Here is a 21,021-nt window from a genome sequence, read left to right as displayed (position 1 = left end):
TTGTTATAACCAGCAGATTAGTCGATCCCGCCGTAGAGGCTGGCCCGAGCTTGAGGACACAAGCGCCATGCTCCGGTGCAAGACGCCTGGCGTCAGGTCAACGGGTTCCAGCGCTGGGACCAGTCGTCGTCCGTCTTGATCACTTCACGCAGCAAATCGAAGGCTCGTTGCAAGGTCGCCGAGTCGCGGTCCCGGGAGTAAACCAGGTAAGTCGGATAGCTGAACTCCGGGGCTTTGGGCACTGGCTCCAGCACGCCGCTTTCCAGGTAGCTCTGGACCACGCGGGTACGGAAATAGCCGCTGCCGCCATTTTCCAGGATGTATTGCAAGGCCAGCGGTCCGAGGTTGAAGCTCAAGGCCGCCTTGGCTTTTTCTGGCAGTGCGGCATCGTGCTGACGACGGAAGTCCGGGCCCCAGTCGATATACACATAAGGATCAGGCTGTCCGGCCAGGCGTACCAGGATGAGTTTTTCTTCCAGCACCTGCTCGACTTGCAGGCGTGGCCAGTACTCGGGCTGATAGACCAGCGCCGCATCCAGCACCCCCAGCTCCAGTTGGCGCAGCAGGTTTTCGCCGTCGCGGATTTCCATGCGCAGGGCGTGGCTGGGGATTTTCTCGCGCAGTTCGCCGGCCCAGCTGAGCATCAACGGGTTGCACAGACTGACCTCGCCACCGATGTGCAGCACGTCGCGGTAGCCCTCGGGCAGCGGCAAGTCCCGACGCGCTGCTTCCCAGGTCTGCACCAGTTGATTGGCGTAAACCACAAAGGCCTCACCATTCGGTGTCAGGCGCGCACCGGCGCGGTTGCGCACGAACAACGTGCTGCCCAGCTGACTTTCGAGCTTCTGCACGCGGGCGGTGATCGCGGTCTGGGTGACGTGCAGCTTTTCAGCCGCCGCGGCCAGGCTACCGTGGCGGACGATTTCCAGAAAGGTGCGGGCGAGATCGATGTCCATGGGCTGGCCGATGTGGGAGGTGCGGGCATTGTAAGAGCAGCATTTGTCTTCCGATACCGCGTTTCGTTCTTCGCGAGCAGGCTCGCTCCCACATTGGATGGATAATGTTTGGAAATATTTTGTTCAGAACGCAAAACACGAACAGCCAAACGCCCCCCAGAACCCTTGAAAGTCACTGACTGGCGCTGACGACAACCGCGCCCGCTCATGGCTGTGGGCATGCACCGCGCAAGCGCCCACGCACTGGTGCACTTGCGCGGTCAGCGGCGCCAGTGGTTTCCAGTGTCCCGGTACATTCACCACGGGCGACCACTCAGGCACCACCGGGATGGGCGGCGGTCCCAGTTTTTCGAACTCGACGCTGCCGTAGACAATCTTGCCGTCGACAATGGTCAGCACCGACTCGATCCATTTGATGGCTTCGTCTTCGATGTGAAAGTAGTCCGCTGACAACGCAATCAGGTCCGCTAGTTGCCCGACCTTGATCTGGCCTTTCTTGCCTTGTTCGGAGGAAAACCAGGCGCTGCCGTGGGTGAACAGTTCCAGAGCCGTATCGCGGCTCAAGCCTTGCGGGTACAGCGCCAGCCCGCCGACGGTGCGACCGCTGACCAGCCAGTACAGTGAGGTCCAGGGATTGTAACTGGAGACCCGCGTGGCATCGGTGCCAGCGCCCACCGGCACGCCTTCGGCGAGCATGCGCGCGATCGGTGGTGTCGCTTCGGCCGCCTTCGCGCCGTAACGGTCGACAAAGTATTCGCCCTGAAACGCCATGCGGTCCTGGATGGCGATGCCGCCACCGAGGGCTTTAACCCGTTCAATGTTGCGTGGGGTGATGGTTTCGGCGTGATCGAAGAACCATGGCAAGCCGTCGAACGGAATATCCCGATTGACCTTCTCGAACACGTCGAGCATGCGGCTGATGGATTCGTTGTAGGTGGCGTGCAGGCGGAAGGGCCAGCGCTGTTCCACCAGATGCCGCACCACCGGTTCCAGCTCCTGCTCCATGGTTTGTGGCAGGTCGGGACGGGGTTCGAGGAAGTCTTCGAAATCCGCTGCCGAGAACACCAGCATTTCCCCGGCACCGTTGTGCCGCAGGAAGTCGTCGCCTTGGCCGTAATGGGAGGTACTGGTCCAGTTTTTGAAATCGGTCAGCTCCTCCTTGGGTTTTTGGGTGAACAGGTTGTAGGCAATGCGCACCGTGAGCTGTTGGTCTTTGGCCAGTTGCTGGATGACTTGATAGTCGTCCGGGTAATTCTGATAACCGCCGCCGGCATCGATGGCGCTGGTGACGCCCAGCCGATTGAGTTCGCGCATGAACTGACGGGTCGAGTTGACCTGGTATTCCAACGGCAGCTTCGGCCCCTTGGCCAGGGTCGAGTAGAGGATCATCGCGTTGGGGCGGGCGATCAGCATGCCGGTGGGGTTGCCATTGGCATCGCGCTGGATCTCGCCGCCCGGCGGGTTCGGTGTGTCGCGGGTATAACCGACCACTTTCAGCGCGGCACGGTTGAGCAGGGCGCGGTCGTACAAGTGCAGGACGAACACCGGGGTGTCCGGCGCAGCCTTGTTCAGTTCTTCAATCGTCGGCAGACGCTTCTCTGCAAACTGAAATTCGTTCCAGCCACCGACTACCCGAACCCATTGCGGCGTAGGCGTGCGATCGGCCTGATCCTTGAGCATGCGCAAGGCATCGACCAGGGACGGGACGCCTTCCCAGCGCAGCTCGAGGTTGTAATTCAGACCTCCACGGATCAAGTGCAGGTGGGAGTCATTGAGTCCCGGAATCACCGTGCGGCCGTGCAAGTCGATGATCTGGGTGCCGGGACCTTGCAGCGCCATGGCCTGGGCATCGCTGCCGACCACCACGAAGCGCCCGTCCTTGATCGCGACGGCACTGGCCTGGGGTTTCTTGCGGTCGACGGTGTGCAGGCGTCCGTTGTACAGAATCAGGTCGGCTGGAGTTTCAGGCATGGTTTTACTCCCTGCGAATAGTGGGCTGACCCAGGCACCGACGGCGCCTGCCGAAAGGCCTTGCAGTACACGGCGACGACTGAAGTCGTTGTGCTCGTCAGGTGGGCTCATGGCAGCGCTCTCCAGAAAGTTCTTCACAAAGAAGCGGGGGTCAACAGCCGATGTCTGACGCATGCGGCCAGAAGGAATATAGTCGGCAAATCCGCAGATAGCCGTTTTCCGAGGGCGAAAACGACGAATCCCGCCACGAGGGGCGGGATTCGTTTGCAGCCAGACGTGCTCCCGAAAGACGGGAGCGGCGTGCTTAGGCCGGGAACAGCTCGGACAGTTTCATCGCCAGCATCATGTCGCCTTCAGCGCGCAGTTTGCCGCCCATGAACGCTTGCATGCCGTCGGTCGAACCGTCAACGATGCCTTCCAGGGTTTCGCCGTCCATCACCAGAGTGACCTGAGCGTCCGGGTTCTCGCCTTCTTGCAGTTCGCAGGTGCCGTCTTTGACGATCAGCGAGAAGTTCTTGGTGTCGTCGATACGGAAACCGAATACCAGGTCCAGACCGGCAGCAGCGGCTGGGTTGAACTTGGCTTTCATTGCTTGTACGGCATCAGCTACGGAGGTCATGGTTCGATCCTTTCTTGGGTAATTAGAGCTGGGTGATTACAGCCAGGGTCACAATAATCCGGACTCAGCGAAACGTGATGAGTTCCGGGGCCTTCAGCAGTTGCAGATGCGCATGACTGTTGAAGGAAGCCAGGGCCACCTCGCGACCGCGAAACTTAAGCAGGTTGAGCGAGGTGTTGACGATTTGCCAGTTCAGTTCAAAGGCCTGTTTTGCAGGCATTTGCGTAATGAGGTGGAGCAGGGCAGTGATGGTGCCGCCGGAAGTGAACACGGCTATTTTCTGTGTGTTGTCGGCTTGCTCGAGCAATCGATACAGACCGGCCTGCACGCGTTCGACGAAACCCAGCCAGCTTTCAAGGCCAGGTGTGTCATAGGTGCCGGCAAGCCAGCGCTCGATGATCAAAGCAAAGATGCGTTGGAACTCGGCACGGTTTTGTGCGGCGTTGCGCAGGATATCCAGCGCTTGGGGCTCGTCCTCCAACATGGCCGGCAGCAGGGCACGGATCACTGCGTCGGCATCGAATTCGTTGAAGGCGGAATCGATTTCCAGCACCGGCACCGGCATCCCGACGGCGGCGAATTGTTCCAGCGCGCTGTTGGCGGTGTGTTGCTGGCGGCGCAGGTCGCCCGATAGGCAGCGATCGAAGCTGACACCGAGTTCGGCCAGGTGCTGGCCGAGGAGTTCTGCCTGGCGAATACCGGTCGGCGACAGAACGTCATAGTCGTCTGCACCAAAGGAGGCCTGGCCATGTCGAATCAAGTAGATGCTGCCCACGTCCGCGTCATCCCGGTACGTTGAAGGTTTGGCGAGGTTATGAGGATGGCGATGAGCTGTCAATGAAAAAACATACGCTTGTTTGAAATGCCCGTTACAGGCCTGTTGCCAGAGGTTTCACGGCTGGTCGTCAGGCCGGTGGATGGGTATGCTGGAGGTATCCCGCGCGTGTTTAACCCGCGCATTGATTGAAGGAGTCCCTGTGGAGCTTTTGTTCGAGTACGCCATTTTTCTGGCCAAGACCGTGACTCTGGTGATCGCCATTCTGGTGGTCCTGGCCAGTTTTGCGGCGTTGCGCAGTAAAGGTCGGCGCAAGTCGGCCGGGCAGCTGCAAGTCAGCAAGCTCAATGATTTCTACAAAGGGCTGCGCGAACGCCTGGAGCAAACCTTGCTCGACAAGGAGCAGCTCAAGGCCTTGCGCAAGTCGCAGGCCAAAACCGAGAAAAAGCAAAAGAAGAAGCCCGAGGCCAAACCCCGGGTGTTCGTGCTGGATTTCGACGGTGACATCAAGGCGTCGGCCACTGAAAGCCTGCGCCACGAAATCACCGCGCTGCTGACCCTCGCCACGCCGAAGGATGAAGTGGTGCTGCGCCTGGAAAGCGGCGGCGGCATGGTCCACAGCTATGGCCTGGCGTCTTCGCAACTGGCGCGGATTCGTGAAGCCGGTGTGCCGTTGACCGTGTGCATCGACAAGGTCGCGGCCAGTGGCGGCTACATGATGGCGTGCATCGGCGAGAAGATTATCAGTGCACCGTTCGCGATCCTCGGCTCGATCGGCGTGGTGGCGCAGTTGCCCAACGTCAATCGTCTGCTGAAAAAACACGACATCGACTTCGAAGTGCTGACGGCCGGCGAGTACAAGCGCACCCTGACGGTGTTTGGCGAAAACACCGAGAAGGGCCGGGAGAAATTCCAGGAAGAACTGGACATTACCCATCAGCTATTCAAGAACTTCGTTTCCCGCTATCGCCCGCAACTGGCCATCGACGAAGTGGCCACCGGTGAAATCTGGTTGGGCATCGCGGCTCTGGACAAGCAATTGGTGGATGAACTCAAGACCAGCGATGAATACCTCGCCGAACGCGCCAAGCAGTCCGAGCTCTATCACTTGCATTACGCCGAGCGCAAAAGCCTGCAGGAGCGCATCGGTATCGCGGCCAGCGGTTCGATCGATCGCGTATTGCTGAGCTGGTGGAGCCGCTTGACCCAGCAACGCTTCTGGTAAGCCTCTGGCAGGCGTCTCCGGAAAAAATCAAACCGCGGATTTCCGCGGTTTTTTTTCGTCCGGCATTTAAGACTGTTCACTTTCCTGCGGACTCTGCGAAACGTCCTAACTGGCCTGCCGATCATTCCGACTTACGCTTGAGTTGCGGCTGGGTATTCTGGTGATTCCCAATAGTTTGCAATGGAATGCACATGAATGATCACGCCCATGGCGATGCCCCAACGCCCAATATGCTGATGCACAACGAACTGAAGGCCGCGGTGGATGCCGCACTACCACAAACTCCCGCCCAGTTTGGCGAGCGCTTGATCAAGGAGAAGTGGGGAGCCGACATTGATCCGCAGACAGCCCTGCTGGTAACGCTCGACTATAACTACCATGGGCATCCTCCAGAGAACGGTGTCCATCAGGGGCAGGTGGGGAGTTCCCGCACCCTGATCCAGGCGCTGCTTGGCAATTATCAGACGGTGGGCGATGGGCGCTTCGGCGAAACGGTGTTTGGTTTGTACACGCCGCCGGACATCGGGCCGTCAGTGCGCATTGTCGAGAAGGTCGACGAGTTTGCCTATGTGGGCAGTGGCAACCACGACACTTATGAAGGCATTTATCGCGCCACGGTTCCGCAATCCTATGGCCCGCACACGCAAATCAATCTGCGGCCTGCCGATTTCAAACAGTGGGTCTGGGGGGTGTTTCTTTCCGATCGATACCAGACTTATCTTGATCAGGCCTGGCCGTCGGACGCAGTCATCGCTGCTCCCGGTCCTTATGCCCTGAGGACATCGGTCAAGGCCGCTTTCGTCATGGCGGCCCGGCTGCAATATCAAGAACGGTGCCTGTCCCGAAATGGGCTGGAACTCGCCATGCAAGCCGCCGGGTTGCCCGCCGCTCAGACCTGGGAAGCGCTGACGATCCAGCAATTGCAAGCGCCGACAAAAATGCCCCCGGGTGTCGAGGCGAGTCGGTTGAAACTGTACCGTTATACAGCGACGGATATCTGGTGCTTTCAAGAGCGATCAGGTTCCAGTGTCTTGCTGTACATCCCCGGCAACTCTTCGCCATTGCACGAATTCACCGACAGTCGGCAGTTGCGCCAATGGATCGTGGCTCAGGGCAGTGGCGTCGATACGAAACATGCATTGGCGGCTCATTTCACCGAAGAGGATCGCGAGGACGGCACCTTTCATGCGGGTGTACTGACCGCGCTGGAGGGCATGGCGATTTATCCCAAAATGCACAGGCTGACGAAGAATGCCGGGTTCTTCAACGATGATGGCCATTGGGATCCGGGCGATTACATCGAGTTTGATCGCTCACCCAGCGCAACCGACCCTTTTGCGCAGTTGGTGAAATCCATGAAGCAGGCGGCCCAGGACAGTATCAAGACCATCCGCGACGATGCCCAGGTCAACCGTGACAATCTGAGCGCTTTCGTTGAACCAGTCGTGCAATGGATCAACCGGTTCGGGCCACTGGCGTTGTTTGTGCCCGGAGGTGAGGGATTGTTGGTGCTGGCCGGGCTTATTGACGCCGGTTACGGTCTGGATGAGGCCGTCGAGGGGCAAACAGCCAGTGAGCGTTCGGAAGGCGTGACGCGAACCGTGTTCGGCTTGCTCAATGCATTGCCGCTGGTTGGGGCTGTCGCTTCGTTAAAAGGCGAAGGCGCCGAGGTCGCCGCGCTGACCAGGACCGAGCACGAGACTGGCGAGCCCGATGTGCAACCCGGCGGCAAACCGGCGGGTGATCTGTCCGCTCATATCGCTCCCCCGGAACCGACCACGCAGATGCCGAGTCGTCTGAGCCTGCTGCGAGGGATAGGCGCCCCGGTGGACGCTTTCAGCGATGAAGTCCTTCTGCAGATCGGCAAGGTCAGCGCCATTGATGACGATCTGCTGCGAATGATGCAGGCCGGTCGTCGACCCCCTCCTGTGTTGGCCGACACTATCAGCCGCTTCAAAATCGATCAGGACGTCGTGGAGGCCCTCGACAAAACGCAGGCTGACGGGAACGAGGCGTTGCAGGCCCGTCGAGTGGAGTTGTTCAACACTCGCTATCAGGCACTCCAGCACTCGGAGCATGAATGGGTCCGATTGTTTCAACAGCAATATCCCGGCCTGCCGAAAAGTGCGGTGGAGCAGATGCTTGATCGCTATGGCATAGAATTCACGGCGACGCCGGATGCGATCCAGGCCAAGGAAGTGTTCAGACAACTGGACAGCAAGGCCCGTCAGTACCAGCAGCATGTGAGGCTGACCCGTGCTTATGAAGGCCTTTATCTGCGCTCCCTGGCCCATTCCGATTCGGACACGCTGGCCTTGCATTCGCTGAAAAATCTGCCCGGCTGGCCAAAAGGCCTGCGAATCGAGGTGCTGGACGGCTCGCTGCACGGTCGGGTGCTGGATCGTTGCGGTTCGCTTGATGCGGCTGATTGTCGTCGTTTGATCAAAATCGATGACCACTATCAATACGTCGATGTGCCCGCCCAAACCATCGTACGTGCGGACTTTTACGGGGCCGTCAACGGTGTGTTGTCCGCGGACGAGCGGGCGGCGCTGCAGTTGCAGTCGCTGAACCCGGCCAACGAACTGAAGCTCAACCTCCGCGATCGGGCGCTGTCACGCGCCGAGTTCGCCCTGGGCCTGGGCAGAATGGACGGGGGGCTGCCTTTCGAAATGCAGGGCTTGAGGGGCGGCGGCTTTCCGACGACCCCGCAGGCTGCGGCATTGACTCACGAGACGATGAGGCTACAAGTCAGGGAGCTCTATCCCGACTTCAGCAATGTGCAAACTGATGAATGGCTGCAACATGCCGGGGCAAACGCTCAGTCACACCTCGATGGTCTGAAGCAACAGTTTGAGCAATTGAGTACGGATCTCACTGGTTGGATCGACCAGACCCTGCAGGATCTCGATGGCATGGACATCGACTTTCTGGCCGCTGGCGACGAGGGCGCCGCGGGCATGAATCATGCGCAAATCGCGGCGCATAACGTCGCGCTGGTGCAGTACACGATGGAGTACGAGCGCGAGACCCGAATGGAACTGGCTGACGAGTTGATCTCTATCTGGCAAAAGTGCCCGCCGCAGGCCAATCGTCTTTATTCCGGGGAGACGTTAACGGGATACAAACTGGATCTGGACTTCGAGGACTACCACCGTTTGCCGGTCATGAATGTCAGGTTCAACGAGGTGATAGAGCTGTCGATGCGCGGACTGCACCTGATTGAACGTGAGAGTTTGAACGGCTTCCTTGAGTCTTTCCCCAATCTGCGCGTCTTGAGTCTGGAAAAAGTCGATCTGCGGCTGCCTGATGCCATGGGAGGGCTGGAGGGTGTTCTGCCGTCGGCGATCCCGCGAATGAGCCATCTCACGACGCTGAATCTGAAAGCCACGTTTGTGCAATTCAGGGAGAACACGGCGTCGCAACTGTGTGACTTGATCAACTTGCAATCGCTGGATCTAAGTGAAAACCCCTTGGGTGTTCCGCCGGTGTTGCTAGGGATGAACGAACTGCGCCAAGTGAACCTGAGGAGCACAGGGATCAGAACGTGTCCGATCGGAATTCGGGACGAGCCCTACCTGATGATGCTGGACCTGAGCGCTAACCGAATCACCCGGGTTCCGCCGGCGGTGCTGAGCCAGGCCGTCGCACGGGATCGAGTGAAGCTCTGGGGCAACCCGCTGACCGACGAGGACACCTTGCGGCGCTTGGTCAATCATCGGCAACGCACCGGGATCAACCTGTGGTTGAGTACTCCAGGAGCTGACTATGGCTATCCGGTTGCGTGGTTGCGGGAGGGTAACGAAGCACTGCGGCAAGCCAGGCGAACGATCTGGCAGCAATTGGCGGTCAAACCGTCGGGCGGTCGTTTCTTGAGGGTCATCGATGGACTCAGCCTGACGGCGGACTTTCAGGTCGACTACCTGGCGTTGCAAGCGAGGGTCTGGCGACTGTTGAGCGAAGTGCAGGCGTCGGATGAGTTGTGGGGCTGGATGAATCGGTTTGTCGAAGGCACAGCGATCGATGCCGAAAACCCGCTGGGAATTTTCACCTCGCTGGAAGATCGGGCCAGGCTTTACCGCGATTGGGTAACGATGGGGCGGCCATTTCCGGTGATCACCGAACAGGTCTAGAGGATGGCCTTGAACCCTGCAAGGGTTCAAGGCCTGGACATCAACGGCGACGGAACAGCGGCAGCGGTTCGTCGGTGGCGGCCTGATAGGTCACCGAGAAGTCCTTGAGACCTTCCAGGGCTTCATACGGGTCTTTATCGGCGCGGATCGCAAAGGCGTCGAAACCGCAGCGGTGCAGGTAGAACAGCTGGTCGCGCAGCACATCGCCAATCGCCCGCAGTTCGCCTTTGAAACCATAACGGTCACGCAGCAGGCGGGCGTTGGAGTAGTTGCGTCCATCGGTGAAGGCCGGGAAGTTCAAGGCGATGACCTGGAACTGTGCAACGTCGTCACCGATTTCTTCCGCTTCTTCATCGGCATCCAGCCATACGCCCAAGCCGCCATCGCGGGCCTTGAGCATGCGGCTGTGTTCGCGCCACAGCTGCAACGGGACGATCAGGTCGTCGCAGTTGCTGATCTCGTCGATGTTGAAATCCTTGGGCAGCAGGTGCCAGGTTTCGTCGACGACTTCGTTGTTCTTAATGATTCGCTGCATAGACGCGCTCCTTGAAGAGGTCGATGCCGATACGCTGATAGGTGTCGATGAAGCGCTCGTCTTCGGTACGTTGTTCGATGTACACGTCGATCAGCTTCTCGATCACGTCAGGCATGGCTTCCTGTGCGAAAGACGGGCCGAGGATCTTGCCCAGGCTCGCATCGCGGCTGGCGCTGCCACCCAGGGACACCTGGTAGAACTCTTCGCCTTTCTTGTCCACCCCGAGAATGCCGATGTGACCGACGTGGTGGTGACCACAGGCGTTCATGCAGCCAGAGATGTTCAGGTCCAGCTCGCCAATGTCGAACAGGTAGTCCAGGTCGTCGAAACGGCGCTGGATCGACTCGGCGATCGGGATCGATTTGGCGTTGGCCAGGGAGCAGAAGTCGCCGCCCGGGCAGCAGATGATGTCGGTCAGCAAACCGATGTTCGGCGTAGCGAAACCTTGCTCGCGCAAGTCGCCCCACAGGGTGAACAACTGGCTCTGCTCGACATCGGCCAGAATGATGTTCTGCTCGTGGGAGGTGCGCAGCTGACCGAAGCTGTAACGGTCGGCGAGGTCGGCCACGGCATCGAGCTGCTTGTCGGTGATGTCGCCCGGCGCAACGCCAGTCGGCTTCAGGGACAGGGTCACGGCCACATAACCCGGTTTCTTGTGGGCCAGGGTGTTGCGGGTGCGCCAGCGGGCGAAGCCTGGGTGCTGTTTGTCGAGCTCGGCCAGTTCGGCTGTCTGGTTGTCCAGAGCCTTGTAGTCCGGATCGACGAAGTGTTTGGCCACGCGATGCACTTCGGCGTCGGTCAAGGTGGTCTGGCCACCGCGAAGGTGTTCCATTTCCGCGTCGACTTTCTGCGCGAACACTTCAGGTGTTAGGGCCTTGACCAGAATCTTGATCCGCGCCTTGTACTTGTTGTCGCGACGGCCGTAGCGGTTGTAGACCCGCAGAATGGCGTCGAGGTAGCTCAACAGATCCTGCCATGGCAGGAACTCGTTGATGAACGCGCCCACCACCGGCGTACGGCCCAGGCCGCCACCGACCAGCACACGGAAACCCAGTTCGCCCGCGGCGTTGTGCACCGGCTCAAGGCCGATGTCATGGACTTCAATGGCCGCACGGTCGGATGTCGAACCGTTGATGGCGATTTTGAATTTGCGCGGTAAATAAGCGAATTCCGGGTGGAACGTGGTCCACTGACGGACGATTTCGCACCATGGACGCGGGTCGATCAACTCATCGGCCGCGACACCGGCGAACTGGTCGGTGGTGACGTTGCGCAGGCAGTTGCCGCTGGTCTGGATCGCATGCATCTGCACGGTCGCCAGTTCAGCCAGGATGTCCGGGATGTCTTCCAGGGCCGGCCAGTTGAACTGCACGTTCTGCCGCGTACTGATGTGGGCGTAGCCCTTGTCATAGTCGCGGGCAACTTTGGCCATCATTCGCGTCTGGCGCGAAGTCAGTTGGCCATAAGGCACCGCCACCCGCAGCATCGGCGCGAAGCGCTGGATGTAAAGGCCATTTTGCAGGCGCAGGGGGCGGAATTCTTCTTCGCTCAGCTCGCCTGCCAGATAGCGTCGGGTCTGATCACGGAACTGCTTGACGCGGTCCTCGATGATCCGCTGATCGTACTCGTCGTATACGTACATATAAGTCCTGTTCTCAGGCTTGGGCCGGTCGGATCCAGTTGCGTTTTTCGCTTGCTGAAGTCTCCGATACTGCCTCGGCAATTCTGCGCGCACGGCCGCGCACTCCCAACGGAGCGGAGGCAAGATACCAGTTTGCAGTTATGCGCAAAAGTGATGTTTGAGTATATGTAAAGAACCAAAACGACTAATGAAACTCATGGGGGTAAAACCCACATTTGTGGTGCGGGCAATCATCGTCTTAACTGTGCTCGAGTCTTTATGCAATCACCGATAAAACCGACAAGAGGCGATGCAATGAGCAACCCAACCAAAGCAGGGAAAAGCGATAGCACGGTCGATGCCTGGGCGATTTTGTTCCTGATCATCCTAGTCGTGGGCACGGCGGTGTTCTGGGTCAGCCATCAATAAACGACCCCGTCCGGGCCCGGCGCCGACAACTGTCGGACAAAAGCCGGAATAAGCGCCGTTCCAGGGATTTCGCTGGCTATAATGCGCGGCGGATTTTCGGGGCTCGGACGATTAATGTTGAAGTTCTTCTACGGTGTAGTGCTGGCGCTGGGTACGGTCTTGGGGCCGTGTGCTCAGGCGGCGTCCGTTTTGTTCCTCAATCCAGGAACCACCCAAGAGGTGTTCTGGGTCAGTTACTCGCAGTTCATGCAGGCCGCGGCCAAGGATCTGGGCATGGATTTGCACATCCAGTATTCCGAGCGAAACGCTGAAACCACACTCAAGCAGGCCCGCGAAGCCCTGCAAGGGCCGAATCGACCGGACTATCTGGTGTTCGTCAACGAACTGTACGTCGCACCCGAAATCCTGCGCCTGGCTCAAGGCAGCGGTGTGAAGCTGTTTTTGGTCAACAACGGCCTGACCGCGGACCAGATGCGCCTGCTCGGCGCCCAGCCCAGCAAGTATCCCGACTGGTTGGGCAGCCTGGTGCCCAACAATGAGGAGGGCGGCTACTTGATGCTCAAGGAGCTGATTCGCCTCCATCGCCCGGTCGCGCCCGGTCAGGTCATTGATCTCGTGGCCTTTTCCGGCCTGAAAATCACGCCAGCCGCGCAACAGCGTGAGCAGGGCATGATGCGGGCATTGGCCGAACACCCTGAGGTGCGGTTGCGCCAGTTGGTCTATGGCGGCTGGACCCGCGAGCGCGCCTATGAACAGGCCAGGTTGTTGTTCAAGCGTTATCCGCAAACGTCGCTGGTCTGGTCGGCCAACGATGAAATGGCCTTTGGCGCCATGCAGGCCTACGCCGAAACGGGCGGCCGACCCGGCAAGGACGTGCTGTTCAGTGCGGTCAACAATTCACCGACCGCGTTACAGGCGCTGCTGGACGGGCGGTTGAGTGTGCTGTTGGGCGGGCACTTCACTCTGGGTGGTTGGGCCCTGGTGCAACTGCATGACTACGACATGGGGGTGGATGTCAGCCAGTACGGCGGGCGCGACCGGCAGATTCCATTGTTGCAGCTGATCAATCACGCACAAGCCAAGCGGTTGCTGGCGTTGAGTGCTACTCAGGATTACGGCGTGGATTTCCAGAAGCTCTCGGCCAAGGGGCGACCGACGTCGTATCGCTACCCGTTCAGCTTGCAAGCCCTGATGCACTGAGCCCGTTCAGATACCCGCCAGGTGCAGCACCAGTTTGACGATGCCAAACAGCGTCAACGCGAACACTGCCGTGAACAGAATCCCCAGAATCACAAAATGACTCGGCTTGCCGTGGGTGAAGTCGCGCGCCCGGTTCTTACCGCTCTGTACCCCGAACGCGGCAGCCAGCACGCTGTGCAGCATCTGCCAGAAGGTCGGCGGTTTGTTATTAGACTCATCCATAAAAGCCTCTGACTGTGCTCTGAAATGATGTGATGAGGATAGCCAATGCCACGGTTGCGGGTATTGAATTCGTCGTCCGGGTAATGTTTATCAAATAATTATGTACCGCAGAGTGAGTGCGCGATTGTGGTGTCCTGATGCTTCAACACTGACATCAGGAGAATCATTGTGTCTGGAATGGACTCATCCGCAGACAGCGGCTTGCACACCGAACTGATCAAGGGCCGGCTGCCCGGCTGGATCAAGCATGCGACCGCCACCAACCTCAAGGCGCTCGGTCGCAGCAGGCAACCCGGCCAGTTAGTGATGTACTCAAACGCCGGTTTGAAGTGTTCACGCGAGAAGTTCGACCAGTCCAGAGACAAGCCGGACCACAGTTTTTCATGTCCCTGGAAAGACCCGTCGGGCAATGTTCCAATTCCGGTATCTTTGAGGTTCAAGCGCTCCAGCTCCGGCAAATCAAGCACTCCGACCGGCCATTCACGCAGCATGCGCGAGCCAATTGCCAACCTGCGCAGATTGCGCAAACGACTGACATCCAGAGCCATCGGCGTGAGATCCGAAAAATAAACACTGAGCTCCTGCAGCGTCGTCAATGCACCTAACCTTGAAGGCATATCCACCGCGCGGGCAATCACCCCGAGCACCTGGTTGATCGGGAAGAAATGGTCAGGGACTACTGCAAGGGTGAGCTGTCGCGTCTTGTAGCGGGGATGAACGAGTCGACTGAAGGCCTGTTCAACCGGTTTGTCGAGCAGTGGCAGGGGGCAGATGCACGGTTCGAGGCGGTCGATGCCTTGAGCGAGACGTCAGGCGTGCTTGATCGTCATCTGAAAGACTGGAGCCATCGCGTGATGCAGACGCCCAAGGCGATCAATGAGATGGTGGGGCGGACATGGGCCACCCTTTCCATCAAGGCTTGCTGGCGCAACGGTGCATTCAAACGCTACGGTGCGACGGTCGACGCCACGTTGCTCGATTTGCCGAACCTGGAACTCAGTGAGTTCCCTGACTTGCCTGGCGCTGCTTTCGCACATGTTCAACGGTTGTATTTGAAAGGTGTGAAAGCGCCTGCTGAAAACGTCCGTGGCTTTGTTCGAGGGTTTACCGAACTTCAACAACTCGATGTGAGCGGTAGCGGGTTGACCGCTGTGCCAATTGCAGCGGGTGATCTTGTGCAGTTGACCCGTCTGGACCTTTCTGGCAATGCGATTGTTGGCGACCTTACGATGGGCCAGGGTTTTGATGGATTGCAGAAACTTGAATATCTGGACCTGCACAACAATCCGCTGAACTCGCTGGATGTCAGTCATATGCCGCACCTTAAAGCCTTGGACTTGCGGGCGACCAACCTGCATGAATGGCCGACAGGGGTGCACGACCTGCCAGAGCTGAGCTGGCTGGATTTGCGTGACAGCAGGATTTCCTCGCTCCCGGCGACGGTGCTGGAGCGCGAGATGCTGCTCAAGACCGACCTGACCGGCACGCCATTGACCCCGCAGGCGGTGATTTTTCTGGACATCGCCCGCCTGCAGATCGAGCTGGACCGTGGTCTGCCTGTGGGCACCCTGGAAAGGTTCGCCCGGGAGAAGGTGCCGTCAGTTTTTCCTCCGACTGAAAGCGGTTTTTCCATCGCTCGTCATTTGCTGCCCCTGCCGGAAATTCCTGTGGGAGAAGGGGCTGTGCATCTTGCCAAGCGTCTGCAGCGGATAAAACCAATGCTCGCGGAAGGTGAAGCCCTGCAAGTGATTGAACAGCTGCGCGAGAGTGGGGCTAGCGAGGTGCAAATCAGCGAGCGGATTGCCGGATGGGACCGGACCCATGATGAACTGACGCGCCAATTGAATGGTTGGCTGTTCGCGCGCCAGTCAAGTGGCGCTGGTTGGGTAGCCTCATCGGCAAGCCGCAACCAGGCCGCATTGCGAATCCTTGATTGCTGGCGTGAGAGCCTGAGTGCCGCGCAAGGTGCTGCAGACACGGTGTTGAATCTCAACGGCCTGCAGTTGGGCGATCTTCCCGAATTGCCCGCAGTGTTCGACCACGTGGGCACGTTGAACCTGACCGGGGCAAGGCTGGGTGAACAGGGCTCCAATGGGTTTCTACAGGCTTTCAAGCAACTCAGGACGCTGGAACTCAATGGCAATGACCTGCAAGCGGTCCCCGAGCCGGTTGGCCGAATGCACACCCTTGAACGGCTGGAGTTGTCCTCGAACCGATTGAGCGATAGCGATCATCTGTATGCCTCGTTGAACCTCCTGCAGCGTTTGCAATGGCTGGATCTGAGCTACAACATACTGGATGAATTTGATCTCGGCGTTTTTGAGCGATTGGAGACGCTGGATCTGCGCAACAACAATTTGACCGACTGGCCGGTTGGTATGCTGGATAGCAGTCATCTCAGGACGCTGAACCTGAGTGGTAACGACATCACGTCGATTCCTCCACAGGCCCTGGATGGCAGCCATGACGTGCTGATGTCGGGCACGGACCTCAGCGACAACTTCAATCTGTCGCTTGAGGCCCTTGAGCAGATGCGGGACTTTCGCGAAAGGGGATCGCGCGAAACCGTCCTTGGGTACTCGCGCGTTACTCTGGATGAGTGGATTGATCGAGCGCGCAATGAAAGTGAAGCGGTCAGTGAACGTAGCATCGAATCGGATGAAGATCTTTCCGGCAGGGAACTCGAGGTCGAGCAGAAGACACCCTGGCTGGCCAATGCCCCTCCCGAGGAGTTAGCCAGCAAGACTCGGCTCTGGAATCAACTGGCGGCGGAACCGGACAATGCAGCGTTCTTCCATTTGCTTTCACGGTTGCAGGACACGCGTGAGTTCCAGGTGGCAAATGCCGACCTGACGCGGCGGGTCTGGACAGTCATGGAGGCCGCCGCTGGCAACACCGGACTTCGAGAAACGCTGTTTGCCAGTTCAAACACCCACGGCACCTGCGTCGACGGTCGAATTCTGACCTTCAGTGCGCTGGAAAGTACGGTGTATACACACAATGCCTTGCACGAAGTGTCTGCCGGATCGCCCGGTGTAAAAGGCGAAGCATTATTGAGGTTGTCCAGACGGCTTTTCCGGTTGGACAAGGTCGATGAACTGGCGACGAAAGCCGCTACCCATACCGGTCAGGATCAGGCGGAGGTACGCCTGGGTTATCGAATCGGCCTGACCGGCGGGTGGGACGATGGCCTGGAGCTGCCGGGGCAGCCGAAGCACATGACGTATGCCTCAGGTGTAACTACCCGGCAATTGGCCGAAGCCCGCCGCGAAGTGATGAATGCCGAACACGGCGACGTTTTTTTTGAGAACCTTATCCAGCGTGACTACTGGGTAAGTTATCTCAAGGAAAAATATCCCGAAGCATTCAGGGCGCTCGACGAGGCAGACCTGTCGCAGGAGCAGGGTGACGGGATGGATGTCGACGATGCGAAGCTCATGGAGCAGCTGTTTGATCTGACAGCCGCACGTAACGCAAAGATGATCGAGCTGTCTCGACAAGAGGTCGAGGCGATTGAACGCTCCTCTGGCGCAGCACCGCTGCCGGGAACCTCAAGCCGATAATCAGCCTTCCGGCGCCGGGTTAACCGGCGTCGGAATTCTGATTTCTAGGGTGTCTCAGTTGTCGTAACCCAGGTTCGGCGCCAGCCAGCGCTCGGTCACGCTCAGCTCCTGGCCTTTACGCGAGGTGTAGCTCTGCACCTGATCCTTGTCGATCTTGCCCACGGCGAAATACTGCGCCTGCGGGTGAGCGAAGTACCAACCGCTGACCGCTGCCGCCGGGAACATGGCGTAGTGCTCGGTGAGGAACACGCCGCTGCGGCCGGCCTTGAGTTCTTCCGCTTCCGGGTCCAGCAACTTGAACAGCGTGGCTTTCTCGGTGTGATCCGGGCAGGCCGGGTAGCCCGGAGCAGGGCGGATGCCGGTGTATTGCTCTTTGATCAGCGCCTCGTTGTCCAGCGTCTCGTCCTTGGCGTAGCCCCAGTAGTCTTTACGCACCTGTTGGTGCAGCCACTCGGCGCAGGCCTCGGCCAAGCGGTCGGCCAGGGCTTTGACCATGATCGAGTTGTAGTCGTCGCCCGCATCCTGATAGGCCTTGGCCACTTCTTCGGCGCCGATCCCGGCGGTGGTGATGAAGCCTCCCACGTAGTCGGTCACGCCACTGTCTTTGGGCGCAACGAAGTCGGCCAGGGAGAAGTTCGGTTTGCCGTCGGTTTTGATGATCTGCTGGCGCAAGTGATGCAGCTTGGCCAATGGCTTGCCGTCATCGCCGTAGACTTCGATGTCATCGTCGCGCACCTGATTGGCCGGCCAGAAGCCGAACACCGCACGGGCGCTGATGAGTTTTTCGTCGATCAGCTTGGCGAGCATTTCCTGGGCATCGGCGTACAGCGCGGTGGCGGCTTCACCGACCACTTCGTCCTTGAGGATGCGCGGAAACTTGCCGGCCAGGTCCCAGGAGATGAAGAACGGCGTCCAGTCGATGTATTCGGCCAGCACCTTCAGGTCGATGTTATCCAGCACCTTGGCGCCGGTGAACGTCGGTTTGACTGGTTCGTAGCTGCCCCAGTCGAACTGCGGCTTCTTGGCGATGGCCACCGGGTAGCTCAGGCGTTCGGTACGGGCGCTGCGGTTGGCGGTGCGCTCGCGAACGTCGATGTATTCCAGGCGAGTCTTCTCGACGAAACCGGCCTTCAGTTCCTTGGACAGCAACTGCGTCGCCACGCCCACGGCGCGGGAGGCGTCGGTGACATAGATCACCGCGTCGTTGCTGTACTTGGGCTCGATCTTCACCGCGGTGTGCGCCTTGGAGGTGGTCGCGCCACCGATCATCAACGGCAGATGGAAGTCCTGACGCTGCATCTCGCGGGCCACGTGAACCATTTCGTCCAGCGAAGGCGTGATCAAACCGGACAGGCCGATGATGTCGCATTTCTGTTCTTTGGCGACTTGCAGGATTTTCTCCGCCGGCACCATCACGCCGAGGTCGACGATGTCATAGCCGTTACAGCCCAGCACCACGCCGACGATGTTCTTGCCGATGTCGTGCACGTCGCCTTTCACGGTAGCCATGAGGATCTTGCCCTTGGCTTCCGGCTTGTCGCCTTTTTCCAGTTCGATGAACGGAATCAAGTGGGCCACGGCCTGCTTCATCACGCGGGCGGATTTCACCACTTGCGGCAGGAACATTTTACCGGCGCCGAACAGGTCGCCGACGATGTTCATGCCGGACATCAGCGGGCCTTCGATCACTTCGATCGGGCGAGCGAAGGACAGGCGCGACTCTTCGGTGTCTTCGACGATGTGGGTGGTGATGCCCTTGACCAGCGCATGTTCCAGACGCTTGTTAACGTCCCAGTTGCGCCACTCTTCGGTCTCGGCTTCCTTGACGCTGCCGTCGCCCTTGTACTTGTCGGCGATGGCGAGGAGGGCGTCGGTGCCTTCGGGGGTGCGGTTGAGGATCACGTCTTCGACGGCGTCGCGCAGCTCGGCCGGAATCTGGTCGTAGATCTCCAGCTGACCGGCGTTGACGATGCCCATGGTCAGGCCATTACGAATCGCATACAGCAGGAACACCGAGTGAATCGCTTCACGCACCGGGTTGTTGCCACGGAACGAGAACGACACGTTCGACACGCCGCCAGAGGTCAGGGCGTACGGCAGTTCGTCGCGGATATAGGCGCAGGCGTTGATGAAGTCCACAGCGTAATTGTTGTGTTCTTCAATACCGGTGGCCACGGCGAAGATGTTCGGGTCGAAGATGATGTCTTCCGGCGGGAAGCCGACGTCGTTGACCAGAATGTCGTAGGAGCGTTTGCAGATTTCTTTCTTGCGCGCTTCGGTGTCGGCCTGACCGGCTTCGTCGAAGGCCATCACCACCACGGCGGCGCCGTAGCGCTTGCACAGTTTGGCGTGATGAATGAACTGCTCGACGCCTTCTTTCATGCTGATCGAGTTGACGATGCCCTTGCCCTGGATGCATTTGAGGCCGGCTTCGATCACTTCCCACTTGGAGGAGTCGATCATGATCGGGACGCGGGAGATGTCCGGTTCACCGGCAATCAGATTGAGGAAGGTCACCATGGCCTTCTTCGAATCGAGCATCCCTTCGTCCATGTTGATGTCGATCACCTGGGCGCCGGCTTCGACCTGTTGCAGGGCGACTTCCAGGGCTTCGGTGTAGTTGTCTTCACGGATCAGACGGGCGAACTTGGCGGAACCGGTGATGTTGGTGCGCTCGCCAACGTTGACGAACAACGAGCTGCGATCGATGGTGAACGGTTCCAGGCCCGACAGGCGGCAAGCCTTGGGAATGTCCGGGATTTCACGCGGCGCATAACCGGCCACCGCTTTGGCGATGGCTTCGATGTGGCCCGGCGTAGTACCGCAGCAGCCGCCGACGATGTTCAGGAAGCCGCTTTGGGCGAATTCTTCGATGACCTTGGCGGTTTGGGCCGGCAGCTCGTCGTACTCGCCGAACTCGTTCGGCAGGCCTGCGTTCGGGTGCGCCGACACGTAGGTGCTGGCCTTGTTCGACAGTTCTTCCAGGTACGGGCGCAGTTCACTGGCGCCCAGGGCGCAGTTCAGACCGACGGAGATCGGCTTGGCGTGGGCCACGGAGTTCCAGAACGCTTCAGTGGTCTGGCCGGAGAGGGTGCGGCCAGAGGCGTCGGTGATGGTGCCGGAAATCATGATCGGCAACTCGACGCCCAACTCTTCGTAAACACCTTGCACAGCGAAGATCGCGGCCTTGGCGTTAAGGGTGTCGAAAATGGTTTCGATCAGGATCAGGTCGGCGCCGCCTTCGATCAGGCCTTTGGTGGCCTCGGTGTAGTTTTCCACCAGTTCATCGAAGGTCACGTTGCGGTAGCCGGGGTTGTTCACGTCAGGCGACAGCGAGCAGGTGCGGCTGGTAGGACCGAGCACGCCGGCGACGAAACGCGGCTTGTCCGGGGTTTCCAGGGTCTTGGCGTCTGCCACCTTGCGCGCCAGGCGTGCGCCTTCTACGTTGAGTTCGTACGCCAGGCCCTGCATGCCGTAGTCAGCCTGGGACACTTGGGTGGCGTTGAAGGTGTTGGTTTCCAGAATGTCGGCGCCGGCATCCAGGTAGGCTTTTTCAATAGCACCAATCACGTCCGGGCGCGTCAGCACCAACAGGTCGTTGTTGCCTTTTACATCGCTCGGCCAGTCGGCGAAGCGTTTGCCACGGTAATCCTGCTCCTCGAGCTTGTAGCTCTGGATCATCGTACCCATGCCGCCGTCGAGAATCAGGATGCGCTCTTTGAGGGCGTGCTTGAGAGCTTGAAGGCGAACGCTGCGATCGGACATTTGGACT

Annotated in this window: 13 protein-coding genes; 4 read left to right on the top strand and 9 right to left on the bottom strand. The window is 59.2% G+C overall.

Features of this window, described 5'->3' with window-relative positions:
• Window positions 1–92: 92 nt before the first annotated feature.
• The 4 genes from ACZ3HH_RS00885 to ACZ3HH_RS00870 form a co-directional block, all read right to left on the bottom strand.
• Entirely contained in the window at window positions 93–956 is an 864-nt protein-coding gene (locus tag ACZ3HH_RS00885; protein ID WP_007898206.1) for a LysR family transcriptional regulator, read from the bottom strand.
• Between the two features lie 123 nt (window positions 957–1,079).
• Window positions 1,080–2,927, bottom strand: a complete 1,848-nt coding sequence (locus ACZ3HH_RS00880; protein WP_465802721.1) for an amidohydrolase — start codon at window positions 2,925–2,927, stop codon at window positions 1,080–1,082.
• Between the two features lie 304 nt (window positions 2,928–3,231).
• The gene (locus ACZ3HH_RS00875) at window positions 3,232–3,546 is read right to left on the bottom strand and encodes an SCP2 sterol-binding domain-containing protein (protein ID WP_123356684.1); all 315 of its coding nucleotides are present in this window, start codon (window positions 3,544–3,546) and stop codon (window positions 3,232–3,234) included.
• A gap of 64 nt (window positions 3,547–3,610) precedes the next feature.
• Window positions 3,611–4,321, bottom strand: a complete 711-nt coding sequence (locus ACZ3HH_RS00870; protein WP_465802218.1) for a histidine phosphatase family protein — start codon at window positions 4,319–4,321, stop codon at window positions 3,611–3,613.
• 202 nt (window positions 4,322–4,523) lie between these two features.
• Between ACZ3HH_RS00870 and sohB the strand changes: the two genes are divergently transcribed.
• Both sohB and ACZ3HH_RS00860 read left to right on the top strand, forming a co-directional pair.
• Complete coding sequence (sohB, locus tag ACZ3HH_RS00865; protein WP_465802216.1) at window positions 4,524–5,546, top strand: protease SohB; 1,023 nt, start codon at window positions 4,524–4,526, stop codon at window positions 5,544–5,546.
• A 191-nt stretch (window positions 5,547–5,737) separates the two neighbouring features.
• The gene (locus ACZ3HH_RS00860) at window positions 5,738–9,679 is read left to right on the top strand and encodes a dermonecrotic toxin domain-containing protein (protein ID WP_465802215.1); all 3,942 of its coding nucleotides are present in this window, start codon (window positions 5,738–5,740) and stop codon (window positions 9,677–9,679) included.
• A gap of 40 nt (window positions 9,680–9,719) precedes the next feature.
• Here the strand turns inward: ACZ3HH_RS00860 and ACZ3HH_RS00855 are convergent, their stop codons facing one another.
• Both ACZ3HH_RS00855 and ACZ3HH_RS00850 read right to left on the bottom strand, forming a co-directional pair.
• The gene (locus tag ACZ3HH_RS00855; RefSeq protein WP_217856336.1) at window positions 9,720–10,214 is read right to left on the bottom strand and encodes a DUF934 domain-containing protein; all 495 of its coding nucleotides are present in this window, start codon (window positions 10,212–10,214) and stop codon (window positions 9,720–9,722) included.
• Entirely contained in the window at window positions 10,198–11,856 is a 1,659-nt protein-coding gene (locus tag ACZ3HH_RS00850) for a nitrite/sulfite reductase (RefSeq protein WP_465802214.1), read from the bottom strand. The genes ACZ3HH_RS00855 and ACZ3HH_RS00850 overlap by 17 nt, the downstream gene beginning before the upstream one ends.
• Window positions 11,857–12,378: 522 nt before the next feature.
• Here ACZ3HH_RS00850 and ACZ3HH_RS00845 point away from each other — a divergent pair.
• On the top strand, window positions 12,379–13,464 hold the full coding sequence (locus ACZ3HH_RS00845; RefSeq protein ID WP_465802213.1) for an ABC transporter substrate-binding protein: 1,086 nt from the start codon (window positions 12,379–12,381) through the stop codon (window positions 13,462–13,464).
• Window positions 13,465–13,470: 6 nt separating this feature from the next.
• Here ACZ3HH_RS00845 and ACZ3HH_RS00840 read toward each other — a convergent pair whose 3' ends face one another.
• Window positions 13,471–13,686, bottom strand: a complete 216-nt coding sequence (locus tag ACZ3HH_RS00840) for a DUF2970 domain-containing protein (protein ID WP_465802211.1) — start codon at window positions 13,684–13,686, stop codon at window positions 13,471–13,473.
• 98 nt (window positions 13,687–13,784) lie between these two features.
• Window positions 13,785–14,324: a hypothetical protein gene (locus ACZ3HH_RS00835; protein ID WP_465802210.1), complete on the bottom strand. Its 540-nt coding sequence runs from the start codon at window positions 14,322–14,324 to the stop codon at window positions 13,785–13,787.
• 216 nt (window positions 14,325–14,540) lie between these two features.
• On the opposite strand from ACZ3HH_RS00835, the gene ACZ3HH_RS00830 reads away from it, so the two are divergent.
• The gene (locus ACZ3HH_RS00830) at window positions 14,541–17,249 is read left to right on the top strand and encodes an NEL-type E3 ubiquitin ligase domain-containing protein (protein ID WP_465802208.1); all 2,709 of its coding nucleotides are present in this window, start codon (window positions 14,541–14,543) and stop codon (window positions 17,247–17,249) included.
• A 54-nt stretch (window positions 17,250–17,303) separates the two neighbouring features.
• On the opposite strand, the gene metH is transcribed toward ACZ3HH_RS00830, so the two are convergent.
• Window positions 17,304–21,014: a methionine synthase gene (metH, locus tag ACZ3HH_RS00825; RefSeq protein ID WP_465802207.1), complete on the bottom strand. Its 3,711-nt coding sequence runs from the start codon at window positions 21,012–21,014 to the stop codon at window positions 17,304–17,306.
• Between the last annotated feature and the right edge of the window lie 7 nt (window positions 21,015–21,021).

Source organism: Pseudomonas sp. PME37.24/025 (assembly GCF_055556615.1).
This window is presented reverse-complemented; position numbering and strand designations above follow the sequence as displayed.